Raw genomic sequence first — 13,776 nt, forward strand, 5'->3', positions numbered from 1 at the left:
TACGTGAACCCCTTCTCTCCTAAAAACTGAGAACCTCACGTTCTAGTCTCGATTTGGCTGTGCTGATTGCGGCGGGGAAATACCGGATCCCATTCCGAACTCCGAAGTCAAGCCCGCCTGCGGCAATGGTACTGCACCCTTAGGTGTGGAAGAGTAGCTCGGTGCAGCCTTTATTTTTTTATACCTCCTTGATGCAGCCATTTATAGTAAAACGGTTTATTGAGATCGGTTATACCTTTTTAGTCTTTTTTAATTAAGTACCTTTTATGAACTTTACCGATACACTATTTATTGAAAACTATTTAAAACCACTTGCGATATCTGATTTAACAGAAATTCAAAAATTGTGTATAGAGCCTATTTTTCAAGGTAACTCAGTTTTTGGGCTAGCGCCAACAGGATCAGGAAAAACATTAGCATTTGTATTGCCTTTATTATTAAAAGTTGATGTTTCATCTCGAAATTCACAACTTTTAATTTTGACTCCTACTCGGGAATTAGGACTCCAAATTGCTAAAGTTGCTAACCAAGTTGCAAAGCTTGTTTTGCAAAATGAAGGTAAAAACGTTTTAATTCGGACAGCTTTTGGCGGCACTCCTATTTCGGCTCAAATTGAGGAAATTGTTAAAAAACCTCATGTAATTATTGCTACACCAGGGAGACTTATTGATTTACTAGAAAGAGAAATTCTTTCTTTAAAAACAATAGGGACTTTAGTGTTAGATGAAGCTGATATATTGGTTAATATGGGTTTTTCAGATCAAGTAGAAGCAATCGTTGAATATTTGCCAAGCGGTATTCAAGTCGCAATGTTTTCTGCTACAAAAAACTCAGAAGTTTCTGACTTAGAAAATTTATTACTCAAAGATTGTAAATATATTTCTGCATCTGTCCAAAATGATGGTTTGACTAACAATCATAATCAGCTTCAAAATTTAATTCAGCACTTTTATGTAAAAACAGCAGATAAAAAAAGCAAAGAGCAATTATTAAAAGAAATTATTTCTAAAGTAATTAATAGCGATAATAATAAGTGTCTTATTTTTTGTCATACAAGAGAAAATGTTCACCAGCTTGCAAGTGTTTTAAAAAAAGATGGTTTTAATGTTGATGCACTTTCTGGAGAACTTGGACAGGTTTACAGAAATAGTATTTTAAGAAATTTTAAAACCGGTAGTTTAAATATACTTGTCGCTACAAATATTGCAGCGAGAGGCATTGATGTTTCTAACTTGCCATATGTGATTCATTTTGATCTTCCTTATACAATTGAGGATTATATTCATCGCTCAGGTAGAACTGGACGTGCAGGCAATAATGGCGCAGTTGTTTCTTTTTGCGAAAACAAAAGTTTTAAATTTTATGAAAACTTAATGAAAGAAGCTAAAATTGAGTACTCTGAATTTAAACAATTTAAAAAAGATCAGAGTTCACAAATAATTTCTCCTAAAAATACTACACATTATTTGAAGGTTTTTATCAACAAGGGAAAAAAAGATAAAATTCGACCAGGAGATATTGTTGGGGCTTTAATTAATGAGTTTAATTTATTAAAAGGTGATATAGGGAATATATATATATTTGATAGATTTTCTCATGTTGAAGTAAATCAAGAATATAAAAATATTTTATTAAATAAAAATTTAAAGATAAAAAACCTCCTTGTTAAGATAAAAGAATCTAATTAAATTAATTTATTTTTAAAGTTTTTAAAATTTCCTCGTAATTTTGTTTGCCAATTTCATTATAGTCAATTAAAATATTTTTTAAATAAGTATCATTTTTGAATTCAATAATTGATCTATATGTCGGAAAGTAGTTAGGGTTTTTTGTGCCCTGATGTGTAATACAAATCACATTTTTTTTAATTAAATACTCTAAATAAGCGTCAAGTTGTTGGTTTTCGATGTTGGTATTTTTTTGAATAAAAGTGTATGAAGATGGAAGATTATTTATTTGATACTGATTAAGAATTGTTTTAAATATATTAATGCAATCAATGACTCCTTGAATAGGTATGTTTTGTTTTTCATTTTTTATATTATAAAAAAGTATTTTCTGTGAAGATATTGTAAAGGCTGCTCCAGATAAAATAATAACCCATATTGCTCTTAGCCAGATAAAAAATAGTAATGCAATGATAGGAACAGATCCGTACATATACATAGGGTTATATGCAAGAGATTTTTTTACAAGAAAAATATTAATAAATTGTAAGCATTCAAATAATCCGCAGGCAATAAAAGCACCAATTGCAATAGACGTAAAACTCACTCTTTTACTTGGCATTACGTAGTAAATAAATATGAAAAATATCCATTCAAAAAAAATGCCAATTAAACTTCTAAAAGTGTTTGTGCTATAATTAAAGTAAAAAAAAGAATTGCTGAAATTTATTAATTTAATAAAATTGTCAGATTTTAATAGTATTATGCTAAAAATAAAAGGAGCAATGGTAATAATTGACCAAGATTTTAAAATTCTTTTAATATACCCTGTATTATTGCTAAAACCCATAATATTATCAATAATGTCTTCGATTTTTAAAATAAGTAACATGACTGTAATAAGAAAAGTAACAAAAGATATAATTCCAAGATCTCTTAACTTAAGATTTGAAACAATTGTTTGAAGATAAATTGAGATGTCAGGCCCTACATCTGTACCAAAGTGTCGCAATATTAGTGGATTTAATGTTTTTGTAAATAAATTATTAAATCCATGAAATGAATGAATAAATGTAAATATAACTGCAAGAAAAGGTACAATTGAAAGAATAGAAATGTACGTGAGCAATGCTGATTTTTCAAGTATCTCACTATGATGTACAGTGTAAAATGACTCTTTGATAATAAGTTCTATTTTTTTAAATATTAGGTTTTTCTTTAAAGCAAAAACAATTTCACGTGGTCTAGGTCTTTTTGTTTTCAATTTTAAATGTTTAACGAGATTTTTAAATTTTACTCTCAATTTTTCCTCGATAATTAATAAATTTTAATTACTTAGTTAATTATCTTAATTCCTGTCGTTGATGTAAAGGTATCAAGTACATTTTTGCCTACAATCAGAGTTGTCAGAACTGATTTTGCAGTGAGCGCTTCGTTGGTAAATAATATGCCTTCTTTAATAAGAGGAGTATTTGAAGTATTACTATCTAAAATTATTGGGCAGATTTTTTCTATGCACGCTATAAAGTCACTAATATTTGTGAAATTAGCATTTAGTATATCTGAAATTCTTAGGTGAACCCAAATGGCAAAAGTACCAGTTTGAATACGTTTTGAAATTTCTAGAGCAACACGTCCCATTGTAATACGAGGATTGATTTCACACAAAGGTTTAATTCTATATCCATAAGTAGAATTTTTATCTTCGTAAATAAAAGCATCGATGCCAAATGGACCTTCAAAATTGGTTTGTAAAAGATTAGCACCTACAAAAGTAGAAACTGCTTTAAGAATTTCTTCAATTCCATTCGTGTTATTAAAATTATTATAAAAGAATTTTTTATAGTTTAAGCTATGGTGAAATTTTTTTGAACCAACGAATGTGCCTTTATACTGACCATTTTGATTTGTTAAAAATTCTGTGGAACCAATATTTATAATTTCTTTTAATTCAGTTATTTTAGATTGATAGGAAAGATCTGATACTTTATTAAACCACGGTTCAATGATAAGAGAGTTTTGTTCTTTTAGAATTTTTTTAATCCAGTTACTCTCTGATTTAGTCAAATCACAAGATCTAACCTTTTTCATGTTTTGTCCAGAACATCCATATGGTGCTTTAATAACAATAAAAGAATAATTATTAGCGCTAAAAAAATCAGAAATAATTTTAATTGCTGAATCATAACAAAAAGCAATTTTAGGTAATTGATCCGGAGAAGGAAAGATGTTTCTAAAATTTTCAAAATGGTTTAATAATTTATTTAGTACCTCTAAAGAGTATATTTTAGAATAAATAATTTTAATATTAATATTAAAAAAATCTTCATTAAAAATATTATTTTGAAAGTCACTTTTACTAATCATTTTTGGTTTAAATAATTTTAAAAAAGCAATACTTTCTGGACTCCACCCCCAGGGTTTTAGTGAACTCACGTAGTTATGTAAGAATTTTTTAAGAATAATTTTATTATCTTGTACTAATTGCCATTCGGGTATTGCAAAACCACACGCTTGAATTTTACTTAAAAAATCATTTCCAGGAATTCTTTCAACTAAAACAATATCTTCTTTTGAAGCAACAAATTGCATTAGAGAAGAGCAGTCATTTTTAAGGTTTTTAATTGTAGATGAGGGAGTAAAACCAATATTTTTTCTGGCAATTTCCTTTTCACAATCTGGATTAAAAAAAAGAATACTTGGTGGTCTACCTTTAGAAGTTGAAAATAAGGATAACTTTTTAATATAATTATCAGTTAGCCCAGATTTTTTTCTTCCTGCTTCATCAAAAAGTATACCTTTAGCTCGTGCTGGAGTTAGAGGATATTTTAAAGCATTTGTATAGGCATCCCAATCTGAAACATTAGGGTCTTTCCATTTATGAAACCATGAAACTCCATGTTTGACGTGACCTATCTCTTCTAAATACACTTGCTCAAGGATCGATGCCGTTATGAGGTCTTCAACTTTTAACATTAAGTTTTTATAAAATAACGAATAATCTAAATTTGCTTGCTCAAAAGTCATACTCATTTGAGTTACAAACTCAAAAGGCGATTGAAGTGATGACAGACAATTCCAAAAAAACGAATTAACTGGAATTTCACCAAAACTAACCCCTAATTGGTGCATTCTTTCTATATATAAAGATAGATGATTTTGTTCCTCTAAAATTGTTTTCGCAATTCCCATTCTAAAAGTTTTTGGTGCATCTGGGAATTTTAATAATACTAAAGCCATAATTTCCATTGCTAACAGTTCATGATTTGCAAAAAAATGAAGAATATATCCTCTTTGTTCGTTACGATAAATTTGCTCTCTATTGGGAAATTTAGTTTTTTTTATTGCAGAATCATCTCTAGCCTTGAGTTCAGCTGGCCTACCAGGACTTTTTGGTGCAGTTATTGCCTTGTATTTTTTATTGTCAGTTAAATTAATGGGCTTCAAAAGTTTGTCACTGTTAATATTCTGACCAAATAGAATTATTTCTGCAAACTCATTTAATTCCATAAATTTAATCCTTAATACACGGCAGATATTGCATACGTTGGAAAAGATTGCCGATAGTTTATGCGACATAAAGAACAAACCTGCTCAATATTTTTATGGCAAACTTGAATCAAGATGGCAATAAAAATTTCACCATAATGATATTTAGTGGTTAAGGAAAATTTTATGGCGGAAAACGAAGAAAAAAAGGCTGATGAAAAAAAAGGTGACGAAAAAGGAAATGATAGTCCTACAAAAGGCGATAAGAAAAACAAATTAGTATTGATTGCTGGAATAGCTGGAGTTCTTTTAGTTGCTCTTGGTGTTGGTGGCTTTTTTATAATGAAAACCTTAGGTGGTAATAAAAACCATGATGATGTTGCGCAAGAGCAGCATGATCCACATCAAAATGCCGGTAATAAGGATGAAAAAAAAGATGACAAGAAAAATAGTGAACCTAAAAAAGATGAACCAAAAAAAGATGAGCACAAGAAGGATGAACCTAAGAAAGATGAACCTAAAAAGGACGATCCTAATAAAAAGGCTGAACCACCTAAAAGTGATCCAAATGCTAAACCAGAAGAACCTAAAGGAACAGCAAATTTTGGTGATACATTCTCGCTTCCTAAAATAGATTTAAATCTTGGAAATGCAATTGAAAATAGATTTATCAGGATTGCAATTGCAATTGAATATAGAGGTGGCGAAAATCAGGGACTAGAATTAAAAAAGCGAGAAGCTCAAATTAAGGATATTGTAATAACTTCAGTAACAAGCAAGACGCGACTTATTTTAATTTCAGAAAATGGAAAAGAAAATTTAAGAAGAGAAATTTTAAATAGAATTAATGAAGTTACAGATAGGCCAATTCAAAATGTTTACTTTACTGAATTTTTTGTGGAGTAAAGCATGGATCAAGTATTAAGTCAAAACGAAGTTGATGCACTATTAAATGCTGTATCTGATGGTAGAGTTGAAGGTAGCGACGCACCAAAAGATGCATCAGGTATAGTCCATTATGATTTAGCAAATCAAGATCGAATTATTCGTGGACGAATGCCTACTTTGGACATTATTCACGATAGATTTATCAGACTTTTTAGAATTTCATTATCTTCAGCATTAAGAAAAGTTGCAAATATTGGAGTAAATAGCTCTGGGCCAATTAAGTTTGGAGAATTTATGAATTCTCTGCCACTTCCAAGCTGTTTAAATATTTTAAGATTAGATCCTCTTCGTGGATCTGCTGTTATGGTAATTGAAAGTAAACTTTTGTATGCATTGGTAGATAGTCTATTTGGTGGTTCTGATGTTCCCTATACAAAAATTGAAGGTAAAGATTTTACTCAAATTGAAATTAAAGTAGCAAGAAGAATTGTAATGTCTGCAGTTGATGATCTCGAAAAAGCATGGGCACCTGTTTTTCCATTAAAAATTACTTATTCTAGAACCGAAATTAATCCACAATTTGTTGCAATAGTTCCTCCTAGTGATGTTGTAATTTCTACAGCATTTGATGTTGAATTAGAAAAAATGAGTGGCTCTATTAAATTAGTATTTCCGTATTCAACGCTAGAACCAATTAAATCAAAATTAAGTGTTGGATTTCAAAATGAACAATTAGAAGTTGATCATATTTGGATCAATAGAATTAAAACTCAGTTATTAGGTACCAGTGTGAACTTGATATGTAATATTGGAAGCTGCTGGATTAATTTAAGAGATCTTATGGAGATTTCTAAAGGTGATGTTTTACTTTTAGATCGTGATGCAGATAAACCATTAGATATTACAGTCGAAGGTATTCATAAATTTCGAGGTATTCCTGGAATTATTCGCGGAAATAAAGCAATTAAAATTACAGAAATAATTGGAGATAATTAAAATGGCAGACTTAAATGAAGGTTTTCGACCAGAGGATTTTGGTCTTGAAGGAGGAGATGAAGGCGATGCTGCTGCAGCGAATGCCGCAGCAGAGGCAGATGCTGCAGCAGCTCCACCTCCGTCATTAAAAGATGATGACTCAATGAAGAATATCGATCTTTCAAGAATGAAAATGGTTTTAGATGTTCCTCTTAAAGTAACGGTAGAGCTTGGAAGGACAAAGCTACTTGTAAATGATTTATTGCAGCTTGGGCAAGGGTCTGTCATAGAACTCGATAAAATGGCAGGTGAACCAATGGAGATTTTTGTTAATGATAAGCTTGTGGCAATGGGAGAAGTTGTTGTTGTTAACGAAAAATTTGGTGTTCGGTTAACAGATGTAATGAGCGGTATTGGAATGGATGAATCAAATTCAGGAGATAGCGTTTAGATAATATGGAGTATTATATGAAATTTAAACGGTCATTTTTTTTATTATTTTATAGCTTAATTCTAACTAATAACTCTTTTGCTGAACAAATTAAAGAGTCTACTGTACCGCCGATTAAGTATCCAGAAAAAAAATATGATGAATCTCAATTTAGACGAGAGATTATAAATTCATTTTTTAATAATGAAGCCACGGATAAAGATTCAAGTAATATGACAGGAAATCAAAATTATTTAAGTAACGAACAAAATAAAAGAATTGATTCTTATAATAATAGTCAAAATAACTTGAATATTAATCTTGAAAAAAGAGAAAGTGCAGATAATTTAGAAAAATTAATGGAAAAAAATGTCATAAAGAAAAAAGCAGAAATAAAAAAGAAAAATTTAATGGATCTACCAGAAAAAGACTCAACTCGTAGTGATTCAGAAATTTGGAAAGTAATATTATTATCATTAATATTTATCGGGTTCTTATTTTTATTTGGATTCTTTTTAATTAGATTTAAAAAGCAAGGGTTATTTTCTTTAAATAAATCAGAAAAAACAATGGAAGTTGTTTCTACCCTTTCAATATCTCCTAAAAGGCAAGTAATTATACTTAGGATTAGAGATCAAGAAATTGCAGTATCAAACACAGAGAATGGAATAACATTTTTAACAGAAATTGGTTCATCATCATCTTCTTCTGCTGGAGGAGGTATAAATGAAAAAAGAGCATTACAAATTAGCGAAAAATATTTTCTTCCTTCTCAGGAAAAAAAAATAATTGAAAAGATAGAACAAAAAAAGGAAAATAGCACGAATGAAAAGAGCTTAGAAAAAAAATCAGATATATTATTAAAAGCTCTTAAAAGTATAAATGCAAATTCATTAAATCAAAAAAAGAATAAACAGCTAGATATTGATGATAAGGTAGAATTAAAATCTGAGCCATTTCCAAAGTATTTAGCAAGTCAATTTGAAAATGAAGCAAAAAAAGAAGTAAGAAAGAAAGAGGAAGAAGTTGATAGTGTTGAAAATGTAACTAATTTAATAAGAGAAAAACTACGTTCTATGAAACCTTTAAACTAAATTTTAATTGGCAGGGGATTAACATGAGATTATTGTTTTTATTCAAGTTAATACTCATTTCATTCTTTCTGTCGTTTTCATTATTTGCGCAAGATAATAAAAATAATAATCCAAATAATATGGAAAAAAATTGGCAAGGAGATAATAAATCAGTTCAAAATAAATTAAACTTAAATGAAAATAAAATGCCAATTTTTTCTATAAATATTGCAAATGGCGAAAATCAAGATGATTATGTTCCTGCAATAAAAGTTCTTGCAATACTTACATTGTTAACTTTTGGTCCTGCAATATTACTATTAATGAGTTCGTTTACTAGAATTTTAATTGTACTTTCATTCTTGAGACAAGCATTAGGAACACCAACAATGCCTCCTAATCAAATTATAATTGCAATATCTTTGTTTTTAACTTACTTTGTAATGTCTCCAACTATAACAAAAATATATGATTCGGCAATTGTTCCTTATATGCAAAAAGATCTTACAACTAAAGAAGCGCTTGAAGTTGGTCAAAAACCACTCCATGAATTTATGATGTCTCAAGTAAAATCTGATGATCTTAAACTATTTTATCAAATGAGCAAAATAGAAAAACCAATGACAAAAGATGATGTTCCTATGCGAATATTAGTGCCATCATTTGTTATTAGTGAATTAAAAAGTGCTTTTCAAATTGGATTTTTAGTTTATTTACCATTTATTGTAATTGATATGATTGTAAGTAGTGTGCTTATGGCAATGGGTATGATGATGTTACCTCCAACTGTAGTGAGTTTGCCGTTAAAGTTAATACTATTTGTTGTTGTCGATGGATGGAATCTATTAGCAGGTTCTTTAATAAAAAGTTTTAATTAGGGATTAATTTATGAATAGTCAACAAGTAATAGATATTATATTATCAGTTTTATATATTACAGTTGAAATCTCACTTCCACTTTTAGGTATTGCAATGATTATTGGTTTATTAGTGAGTGTTTTTCAAGCAGCAACTCAAATAAACGAGTCAACATTAAGTTTTTTACCTAAAATTGCGTCAATGATTTTGATATTAATTGTTTTATCACCGTGGATGCTTAGAAAATTAAACGATTATACCCATAGAATTTATGAAAAAATACCAGAAATATCAAGAGGAAAATAAGATTATTAAATGGATCTTTTATCTGTTATTCAATTAAACCCTAAGACTTGGCCACTTGCTGTAATGGTTTTTTTAAGAATTACTACAGTTTTCTTTTTTATGCCAATATTTGGCGATCAAGCTGTTCCTCCGCGTTTAAGAATTCTTCTTGGTTTAGCAGCAACATTTTTTATTTATCCTCTAGTTTCTGATGCGGTATATCAAAAAGAAATGCTCATGCAGTGGAGTGCATTGACGCTTGCGATGGCAACTGTAAGAGAAGTTATTTTCGCGTTTGCTATTGGTTTTTCGGCAAAACTAGTGCTTTATGCTGTTTCAATTGCTTCTCATGCAGTTGGAGTTAATATGGGTTTTCAAGTAGCCTCCATGTTTAGTCCAGGTGCAAATGAGCATGAGTCAGCATATTCGGTATTTAAAAACTGGATTGCAATTGTTTTAATATTAACTTTAAATGTTCATCATATTTTTATTGAAGGTATTTATAAATCATTTATTTATGTCCCTATCGGTGCTACTGCGGATCCCACAGCATTGGGCAAGGTAGCAGTTGGAATAGCGCATGAAGCTTTTTCTTTAGGTTTAAGGTTAGCTGCACCATTAATATCTGTACAAATTTTAATTAATATATCCTTAGGTTTGCTTAATCGAGCACTTCCATCTTTAAACGTATTTATTATTAGTTTTCCTTTTAGCTTTATAGTTACTATGTTGATTATGTATATAAGTGTCACTTCTTTTATTTCTGTTTTAGGCAATTATGGAATGCAAAAAGATGTTTCTTGGTTTGACTCTATGCGACGAGTTTTTGTTCCAGTTTCATCTCCATAAAAATTAAAAAATAAGGTACATAATGGAAAATAGAGAAGAAAATTCAACTCAAGATAAAACAGAAGAAGCAACGGAAGAAAAGAAGCTTCAATTTCGAGAAGAAGGTAATATTGCCAATCCTAAAGAGATAGTTGCTGCAACAACATTAATTTTATTTACAGCATATTTTTATTTTTTTTCAGGAAATATTGTTAATTCATTCTTAATGACGTTTGAACGTTCATGGAATGGGTTTCCATATTATTTTGTAGACTATTCAAGTCTAATAAAAATTTTATTATATTCTTTGTCCCCAATAGTTCCGCATCTTGTTATTATTTTATTTATGTGCACAATTTTTCCATCTTTATTTGGTCTGATATTTACAAAATTTAACTGGTCTTGGAAAAAAGTAACATTTAATTTGGCTAAAGTAAATCCAATTTCTGGAATAAACCGATATTTTAGTCCAAATTTTATTTTTGAATTTGGAAAAATAATTTTTAAATGCTCAATTTTATCATTGATTATTTATTTTGTATTAAAAGATGAAATTAAAAATACTCCTCAAGATTATTTTTATAATAATATTGATTTTATGAAAATATTTGGAAATTCAATATTTAAGCTTTTATTTATTATGTCGATTGCTGGTATTGTTATTGGTATTTCTGATTTTTCTTTTAATTTATGGAAAATTAATAGAGACATGAAAATGACAAAACAAGAATTAAAAGAAGAAGTAAAAAAACATGAAGGAGATCCTCTTTTAAAGTCTCAAAGAAAAAGAATCGCTCGTGATTTTGCAATGAGAAAAAGTTTAAAAGATGTACCGAGAGCATCATTTATAGTAACTAATCCCGAGCATTTTTCTGTTGCTATAAGATATTTTAAAGGAATGACTGCTCCTGTTGTTGTCGCAAAAGGTCAAGATTTAATTGCTTTTAAAATACGAGAAATTGCAAAAATTCATGATATAATCATAGTTGAAAATAAACCATTGGCGCGGACTCTTTATAAAACAGTAAAAGTAGGTCAAGAAATTCCGTCTTCATTATATCAGTCAATAATTGAGGTTATTCGTTATATTTATCAAATGCGTGGAAAAAAATATTTTGAACGAAATTGAGGTTAATTTATGTCAAATACTCAAAATCAAATTGGTGAAGGAGGTTTATTGACTACCTCTCAATCAAGTTTTCTATCTAGAAGTCCTGATCTGATGATTGCAACGGTAATCATTGGTACTGTATTAATGATGATTTTTCCACTGCCTGCAGTTTTAATTGATTTAATGCTTGCTTTAAGTATTTCTGTTTCATTAATTATTCTAATGGTTAGCATATATATTACAAAACCCCTCGAATTTGGAGTATTTCCAACTTTACTATTAATTTCAACATTATTTAGACTTTCGTTAAACGTAGCTACAACAAGAAATATATTATTACATGGCGCTGATGGTGATGTTGCAAATTTGGTTGTCGCGTTTGGTAAAGTTGTGGTAGGCGGAAATTTTTTTGTTGGTTTTGTAATTTTTGTCATTCTTATGGTTATTAATTTTATTGTTATTACTAAAGGTGCGGGACGCGTTGCAGAAGTTGCTGCTCGTTTTACTTTGGATGCAATGCCTGGAAAGCAAATGGCAATCGATGCAGAATTGAATGCAGGACATATTAATGCTGATGAGGCTAAAAAAAGAAGAAAATCAGTAGAAAAAGAGGCTGATTTTTATGGTGCAATGGATGGTGCAAGTAAGTTTGTACGTGGAGATGCAATTGCAGGGATAATCATCACACTTGTAAATATTATTGTTGGATTTGCGATTGGAATTTTAATGTACAAATTGCCACCTGTTGATGCTGTTGCAAAGTTTACTTTGCTCGCAGTCGGTGATGGTCTTATAAGCGCAATTCCAGCGCTTATGATTTCAACAGCTGCAGGTATTATAGTAACAAGAGCAACCAGTGAAGGAAATTTGGGCGTTGAAGTATTAAATCAGATTAGAATTCACCCTAAGGCTTTTTATATTGCTGGAGGTTTAATTTTTTTGTTAGCGATAATTCCTGGTTTTCCAAAAATTCCTTTTTTTACTTTATCTATATTTCTTGCTTTTTTAGGACGTGCTTCAAGTAAATGGATTGAAAGAAAAAATATCACAGATGAAAATTTAAAGTATGCGGATGATCTTAAAAAAGGAGAAAAGGATACCAATAGTTTAGACAATTTGATGAAAGTTGACATGATTGCAATAGAGGTTGGTCATGCATTAGTTCCTTTAATCGATCCAGCACAAGATGGCGAAATTGTTGATAGAATTCAGGGTATTAGAAAACAATTTGCCCAAGAAATGGGAATAATTATTCCTCAAGTACAATTGCGGGATAATTTGCAACTTGAGCCAGGTGGGTATCAGATTTTATTAAAAGGGAACAAAATAGCGTTTGGAAATTTAATGGTTGATTATTTTTTAGCCATGGATCCAGGAACTGTCGAACATCCTATTCATGGAGAAGTAACAAAAGATCCAGTATACGGACTTCCTGCTATTTGGGTTCATAAAAGAGATAAAGAAGAAGCCGTATTTAGAGGGTATACAGTTGTAAACTGCTCAACAGTTATAGCAACAAATATTACAAAGGTTTTAAAAGAGCATGCTGCAGATTTGTTAACTCGGCAAGATGTTCAGTATTTAATTGATAAGTTAAAAGAATCTAATCCGAAAGTAGTCGATGAAGTTATGCAATCTGATAGATTAAATTTAGGAGAAATTGTTAAGGTAATGCAAAACCTGCTTCGTGAAGACGTGTCAGTTCGAGACATTCTTACCCTGTTTGAGTGCTTGGCAGATCATTGTAGAATAATTAAAAATCCTGATGTTCTTGCAGAACAATGTCGTAAAAATTTTGGAAGAAATATTGTCCAAAAGTATACAAACGAAAAGGATGAATTGATTGTTGTTACATTTGATAGATTAATCGAAGACATTTTATCTGGAGGTCTTGTGACAACAGAAAATGGATCGACATATTTAAACTTAGATGCAAAAAATGCTCAGGAAATACTGCAAAAATTATTGAGATCTATGCAAATTTTTGACAAAGAAGGAACGCAGCCAATTTTATTAATTAGTGCAAGAATGCGGCAAGCATTTTATAAATTAGTTTCAAGATATGTCCCTCATTTAGTTGTGCTATCATATGATGAAATACCTACAGAAATTAATGTTAAAAACTTAGAATTGATAGTTTAAATTTTGTCAATAAATGTTTTAAAGGGTGTG

At 30.0% G+C, this 13,776-nt stretch carries 12 protein-coding genes and 1 rRNA gene; 11 read left to right on the forward strand and 2 right to left on the reverse strand.

The annotated features are described in order from the left end of the window. Positions 1–55: 55 nt before the first annotated feature. Positions 56–170: ribosomal RNA gene (gene rrf / locus Spiro2_RS01640) — 5S ribosomal RNA — on the forward strand. Positions 171–266: 96 nt separating this feature from the next. Beyond that, positions 267–1,688 (forward strand): DEAD/DEAH box helicase, encoded by a 1,422-nt coding sequence (locus Spiro2_RS01645; protein WP_338636608.1) that lies wholly within the window; start codon positions 267–269, stop codon positions 1,686–1,688. A 1-nt stretch (position 1,689) separates the two neighbouring features. Here the strand turns inward: Spiro2_RS01645 and Spiro2_RS01650 are convergent, their stop codons facing one another. Together Spiro2_RS01650 and Spiro2_RS01655 are read right to left on the reverse strand one after the other, a co-directional pair. Further along, a complete protein-coding gene (locus Spiro2_RS01650) occupies positions 1,690–2,970 on the reverse strand; it encodes a YihY/virulence factor BrkB family protein (protein WP_338636609.1) in 1,281 nt (426 codons plus the stop codon). Between the two features lie 32 nt (positions 2,971–3,002). After that, positions 3,003–5,177, reverse strand: a complete 2,175-nt coding sequence (locus tag Spiro2_RS01655) for a DUF455 family protein (RefSeq protein ID WP_338636610.1) — start codon at positions 5,175–5,177, stop codon at positions 3,003–3,005. Positions 5,178–5,342: 165 nt separating this feature from the next. On the opposite strand from Spiro2_RS01655, the gene Spiro2_RS01660 reads away from it, so the two are divergent. Genes Spiro2_RS01660 through flhA form a run of 9 tightly spaced genes read left to right on the forward strand, consistent with a single transcriptional unit; the run spans position 5,343 to position 13,746 of the window. Beyond that, positions 5,343–6,062 carry a flagellar basal body-associated FliL family protein gene (locus Spiro2_RS01660; RefSeq protein WP_338636611.1) on the forward strand — a complete coding sequence of 240 codons (720 nt, stop codon included), beginning with the start codon at positions 5,343–5,345 and terminating at the stop codon, positions 6,060–6,062. Between the two features lie 3 nt (positions 6,063–6,065). Beyond that, on the forward strand, positions 6,066–7,040 hold the full coding sequence (fliM, locus tag Spiro2_RS01665; RefSeq protein ID WP_338636612.1) for a flagellar motor switch protein FliM: 975 nt from the start codon (positions 6,066–6,068) through the stop codon (positions 7,038–7,040). A gap of 1 nt (position 7,041) precedes the next feature. Then, on the forward strand, positions 7,042–7,470 hold the full coding sequence (gene fliN / locus Spiro2_RS01670; protein WP_338636614.1) for a flagellar motor switch protein FliN: 429 nt from the start codon (positions 7,042–7,044) through the stop codon (positions 7,468–7,470). Positions 7,471–7,487: 17 nt separating this feature from the next. Beyond that, positions 7,488–8,543 (forward strand): flagellar biosynthetic protein FliO, encoded by a 1,056-nt coding sequence (locus tag Spiro2_RS01675; RefSeq protein ID WP_338636615.1) that lies wholly within the window; start codon positions 7,488–7,490, stop codon positions 8,541–8,543. Between the two features lie 23 nt (positions 8,544–8,566). Continuing rightward, entirely contained in the window at positions 8,567–9,400 is an 834-nt protein-coding gene (gene fliP / locus Spiro2_RS01680) for a flagellar type III secretion system pore protein FliP (protein WP_338636616.1), read from the forward strand. A gap of 10 nt (positions 9,401–9,410) precedes the next feature. Further along, positions 9,411–9,686, forward strand: a complete 276-nt coding sequence (gene fliQ / locus Spiro2_RS01685) for a flagellar biosynthesis protein FliQ (protein WP_338636617.1) — start codon at positions 9,411–9,413, stop codon at positions 9,684–9,686. 9 nt (positions 9,687–9,695) lie between these two features. Next, positions 9,696–10,514, forward strand: a complete 819-nt coding sequence (gene fliR, locus Spiro2_RS01690; RefSeq protein WP_338636618.1) for a flagellar biosynthetic protein FliR — start codon at positions 9,696–9,698, stop codon at positions 10,512–10,514. A gap of 22 nt (positions 10,515–10,536) precedes the next feature. Next, a complete protein-coding gene (locus Spiro2_RS01695; RefSeq protein WP_338636619.1) occupies positions 10,537–11,622 on the forward strand; it encodes an EscU/YscU/HrcU family type III secretion system export apparatus switch protein in 1,086 nt (361 codons plus the stop codon). Positions 11,623–11,631: 9 nt separating this feature from the next. Next, entirely contained in the window at positions 11,632–13,746 is a 2,115-nt protein-coding gene (flhA, locus tag Spiro2_RS01700; RefSeq protein WP_338636620.1) for a flagellar biosynthesis protein FlhA, read from the forward strand. The last annotated feature ends 30 nt before the right edge of the window (positions 13,747–13,776 follow it).

Source organism: Spirobacillus cienkowskii (assembly GCF_037081835.1).
GTDB classification, from domain to species: Bacteria; Bdellovibrionota_B; Oligoflexia; order Silvanigrellales; family Silvanigrellaceae; genus Silvanigrella; species Silvanigrella cienkowskii.